The organism is Acinetobacter sp. UBA3025 (assembly GCF_002367915.1).
Classification (GTDB): Bacteria; Pseudomonadota; Gammaproteobacteria; order Pseudomonadales; family Moraxellaceae; genus Acinetobacter.
The window spans coordinates 1-5087 of sequence record NZ_DFDO01000330.1 but is presented as its reverse complement, the minus strand read 5'-3'; the positions used below and the strand labels follow the sequence as shown (position 1 = coordinate 5087).

At 42.9% G+C, this 5087-nt stretch carries 4 protein-coding genes and 1 riboswitch; of the genes, 2 read left to right on the top strand and 2 right to left on the bottom strand.

All coding sequences use genetic code 11. The annotated features are described in order from the left end of the window. Nucleotides 1-254: 254 nt before the first annotated feature. Both trpB and B4J23_RS14095 read right to left on the bottom strand, forming a co-directional pair. On the bottom strand, nt 255-1499 hold the full coding sequence (gene trpB, locus B4J23_RS14100) for a tryptophan synthase subunit beta (RefSeq protein ID WP_004782182.1): 1245 nt from the start codon (nt 1497-1499) through the stop codon (nt 255-257). Beyond that, nucleotides 1480-2124, bottom strand: a complete 645-nt coding sequence (locus tag B4J23_RS14095) for a phosphoribosylanthranilate isomerase (protein ID WP_291361501.1) — start codon at nt 2122-2124, stop codon at nt 1480-1482. The genes trpB and B4J23_RS14095 overlap by 20 nt, the downstream gene beginning before the upstream one ends. 192 nt (nt 2125-2316) lie before the next feature. Further along, a riboswitch (cobalamin riboswitch) is annotated at nt 2317-2540 on the top strand. Between the two features lie 36 nt (nt 2541-2576). Here B4J23_RS14095 and B4J23_RS14090 point away from each other — a divergent pair. Next, on the top strand, nt 2577-4406 hold the full coding sequence (locus tag B4J23_RS14090) for a TonB-dependent receptor plug domain-containing protein (protein ID WP_262738757.1): 1830 nt from the start codon (nt 2577-2579) through the stop codon (nt 4404-4406). 140 nt (nt 4407-4546) lie between these two features. After that, nucleotides 4547-5087: cob(I)yrinic acid a,c-diamide adenosyltransferase (locus tag B4J23_RS14085; protein WP_291361498.1), on the top strand; the 541-nt coding region annotated here is incomplete at its 3' end.

The window sequence follows — 5087 nt, the reverse complement described above, 5'->3', positions numbered from 1 at the left end:
ATTCTGCTTAAAATAACCATTTTAATTTTCTGAATGAGAAACTGATTTTTTGCTGTTTTATCCAGAACTTGTATAATTTTTATACCACTTCCAGCCAGATTGATCCTTCCTCTTCATCTTTAAAAATTTTCTTATCTATAAAAATAAAAAAATCGTACTGAATAGCTTCAATACGATTTTTTTAATCCACCTTACTCTCCTTTTAGATAGGAGGGTTTTCACCCCTCTTTGAAAAAGAGGGATCGGAGAAAATTTTACATCTCAACCATTTCCACGCCATCAATACGGGCAACAGTCATCAAGTCTTTATCACCACGACCAGAAACGGTCGCAATAATGATTTGATCCTTGTCCATGGTTGGGGCAAGTTTAGTGACATAAGCCATCGCATGTGAGCTTTCAAGCGCAGGAATGATCCCTTCGATCTTGGTTAGATCACGGAAACCTTGTAACGCTTCCTGATCATTGATCGGTACATAGTTCACGCGTTCCATATCTTTCAGGAAGCTGTGCTCCGGACCTACACCCGGATAATCCAGACCGGCAGAAATTGAATGCGTTTCAATGATCTGGCCTTCTTTATCAGACATCAGATAAGTACGGTTACCATGCAGTACACCGACGTGACCCGCATTTAGTGGTGCAGAGTGCTTGCCAGTTTCAATCCCTAAACCTGCGGCTTCAACACCATACATTTTCACATCCTGATCGTTCAGGAATGGATAGAACAAGCCCATCGCATTTGAACCACCACCGACACAAGCGACTAACGCATCTGGAAGGCGACCTGCCTGTTCCTGAATCTGACGGCGTGCTTCACGGCCAATGATGGACTGGAAGTCACGAACCAATTGTGGATATGGATGTGGACCTGCCACGGTACCAATCACATAATAAGTTGAGTCAACATTGGTGACCCAGTCACGCATTGCCTCGTTCATGGCATCTTTTAATGTTTTAGAGCCACTTTCTACAGGGACAACTGTTGCACCTAGCAGACGCATACGGTAAACGTTCATCGCCTGACGTTTCACGTCTTCAGCACCCATGAACACCACACATTCAAGACCTAAACGTGCTGCGATGGTTGCCGTTGCTACACCATGCTGACCGGCACCAGTTTCTGCAATAATGCGTTTTTTGCCTGAAAGTTTAGCCAGTAAAGCCTGACCAATTGTGTTATTTACTTTATGTGAGCCAGTATGGTTCAGATCTTCACGTTTCAAGTAAATTTGCGCACCACCCAACTCTTTTGACCATCGTTCAGCATGATATAAAGGACTAGGACGACCTACGTAGTAGGCTAGATCACGGTCGAATTCTGCCAGAAACTGTTCATCATCTTTCATGCGGAAATAAAGCTTTTCCAGATCTTGTAAAGCCGCCATCAGAGTTTCTGACACAAAACGCCCGCCATGGATACCGAAATGTCCACGCTCATCCGGGAATTGGGTATAGTCAATCACGGGCTTGTTGTGATTAGTACTTTGCTGATCCACGATGGACTCCTTGCATAAAGCGTTCTATGAGTTGTTGGTCTTTTATACCTTTTGCGGATTCGACACCACCACTAACATCAACAGCATAAGCCTGTGTGGTGTGAATTGCTTGCTCGATATTGTCCGGGTTTAAGCCCCCAGCCAGGATCAAGGGAATATCTAATTGAGGAAAGGTGCTCCAGTCAAAGCTGTGGCCGGTACCACCTTTTAAATCAGGATGCCATGCGTCTAACAGTACTGCGCTGGCCCCTGCGGTTTGATAACGTTGAATCTCAGCGACTACGTCCAGATCAGGTTTGACCTGAATCGCTTTATACCAGCGACGCCCAACCTGCTTTGCGATAACCTGACATTGTTCAGGGCTTTCATCACCATGCAACTGCAGAATATCCAGCGGAACAGTTTTTAAAATATCCTGGATGTCATCTGCCGTACTATTAACAAATAAGCCCACCACTTGAATATAAGCTGGCACTGCTTTGACCAGCACTTCAGCCTGTGCCTGAGTCACGCTTCGTGGGCTCGGTGGATAGAACACAAATCCAATGGCATCACAGCCGGCATTAGCAACAGCTTGGACATCTTCAACTCGGGTGATTCCACAGATTTTGGCACGGGTTCGCATCGTTTTGGACTCTAATCCTGATTTTCAATCTTCATTTTGCTGATCTTGCTGTGCGTGACTTTTCAATTGTCTGTTCACACTAACAAAATCAGATATTGGGGCGAATCATTGTAATGCAATTTTAAGGGATTGAGTGAAGTTCAGGCGGATTATTCTGCATTTCCGTTGTTTAAATGGCATACAGACTTTATACTTCGCACAAATGCAACGAGTCCTAGCTTTGAGCTTTAGGGAAGTTGGTGAAAGTCCAACACTGCCCCCGCAACGGTAACCATGAAACGTATATCAATTTAAATCTGATGATTTACACCACTGTATGAACAATATGGGAAGGTGGATATACAGCGAAGCAATCATAAATTAGAAGATGCTTGGCACATTGAAGTCCGGAGACCTGCTTGTTGTGCCCTTAACTCAATCATTCACGTGGGGTGAATGTATGGAGCAAAGTCATGTCTACTCTTTTTCAGCCTACTACTTTAGTGGGCGCAATTGCGCTTGCAATGGGTTTTTCAACTTCAGTTTTTGCTGCAGAATCAAAAGATCAGCGTGTGGTGAATGCTGCTTTAGATACGCTTGTAGTCACGGCGACTCGTTCTGAAGAAAAAATTGGTAATGTGCCTGCGCGGATTAATATTATTAAGCCAAAGATTTTGGAACAATCGCCAATTGCATCACTGCCTGACTTATTAATGACTGACCCAGCGATCACAGTTGTTCAAAGCGGCGGTTATGGTCAAGCATCTTCTATTTTCTTACGTGGCGCCGAATCTGATCAAGCATTAGTCTTGCGTGACAGTGTGCGACTAAATTCAGCAACCTCTGGCGCTGCTTCGCTTCCATTTATTGACACAACAGACATCAAGCAAATCGAAGTTCTTAAAGGGCCAGCATCTGTTCTATACGGTACAGATGCAATTGGTGGTGTTGTACAACTTATCACAAAAACACCAACTAAAAACAGTGCTTTCATCACTGGTGAAATGGGTGAAAACAATACCTATAAAAGCATCATCGGTGCAGACTTCGCCCAAGACGGTTATTATGCTCAGGTTCGCGGTCAGCGTTTAGAGACTGATGGCACACCAGTAAAAGACTCAAAAAATGCGTCTAATGCATCCTTTGATCAAAAAGGCTATAGCGCAAAGCTGGGAATTGAACAGGATGGCTATGTTGCATCTGTCGATTTCAGTGAGAACCAAGGTACAAGTCAATACGATAATAACGGCAACAACATCAGCCAAGATTTTAAAAATCAGATTATCAATTTAAAAGGCCGTGTGAATCTCAATTCTAATCTTTCTTTAAATGCTCGCTTATCACAATTTAAAGATGATATTGATCAAAACAGTTCAACTGATTTCATTCATAGTAAAACTCAAGAAGCTGAGTTGTATGGGCAATGGCAATTTACGCCTCACCAGAATATTTTATTAGGTAGCACTTACAGAGAAACTCAAGGTGATGTGATTTCTTATGGTTCTCCTTATAAAGGTGATATAAATTCTGCTGGTTATTACATACAACATCAATATCAAGACAATGGGTTAAATACACAGCTTGGTCTACGTGTTGAAGATAATGAAAAGTTTGGCACACATACTGTTGCACAAGGTGCCGTACGTTACCAACTGCTGCCATTAACCAGTATTTACGCCAATATTGGTTCTGCATTTAAAGCGCCAACGTTGAATGATATGTACGCCTACGGTGGTAACCCAGATTTAAATCCAGAAGAAAGTATTTCTTATGAAATTGGTTTAGATCAGAAATTGGCTTACAATATTTCTACTGGATTTTCGTTGTATTCGACAAAAGTTGATAGCTTAATCGATTATGACAATACCAAAAACTTAATGGAAAACATTGATAAAGCCAAAATGGAAGGTGGTGAAGCCTACATCAAGTGGCAAGATGACAACCTATATATCAATCTTGGCTATAACTATGTTGATGCAAAAGACGAAAAAACGAATGCTAGTTTAAGCCGTCGTCCGCGCCAAAGCGCAGCTTTAACTACTGGCTGGGCTGATAACAAAATTGGTTTTTCTACCACACTAACGGCAAATAGCTCATACGACAACAGCGCCTATGATGATATTACGATTCCAGGGCATCTCAGAATTGACATGCACAGTTTCTATAACATCAATCCAAATATGAAAGTTTTTGCAAACATTCAGAATATTGGTGATACAGGTTATAAAACCGCTTACGGTAGCGGCAGCTACTACATCAACGGCGGTCGCCTCGCTTCAGCAGGTGTGACTTTCCGCTACTAAAAACCCGCATAACAACAAAAATTTTAAAACAGAGCAGTTTATGGATAATGTAATGACCGACATTATCCTTTTTTATTGCGCCAGCTTCTATTTCTTACGACCACACAAACGCAACTTTCACTTTCAAACAAGGAACGACCATGGGCCACCGTTTAAGCAAAATCTACACCCGCACAGGCGACTCAGGCACAACAGGACTGGGCGATGGTTCACGTGTTGCCAAAGACGACTTACGCATTCATGCACTGGGTGATGTCGATGAACTCAATGCCTGCATTGGCGTATTGCGCTCACAAATTACACATAGCAGCATTCAAGACAAAAACACTTGGGACAAATCGCTCAGCCTGATTCAGCACTGGCTATTCGATTTAGGCGGTGAAGTCTGTATCCCCAATTACCACCTCGTACAACCGCTTGCAATTGAGTACTTAGAACAAGACATTGACCGTATGAATGAAAGCCTGCCAATGCTCAAAGAATTTATTTTACCTGCAGGTACATTGGCATGCAGTTATGCACATCAAGCTCGTGCCGTATGCCGTCGTGCAGAACGCAGCCTAATGACCGTACACAACCGTGATCAAAATATTCAGGCACCGTCTTTGCAATTACTGAACCGACTGTCTGACTGGTTATTTGTGGCATCTCGCAGCTTGCAACGTACTGAAGGCGGTAGAT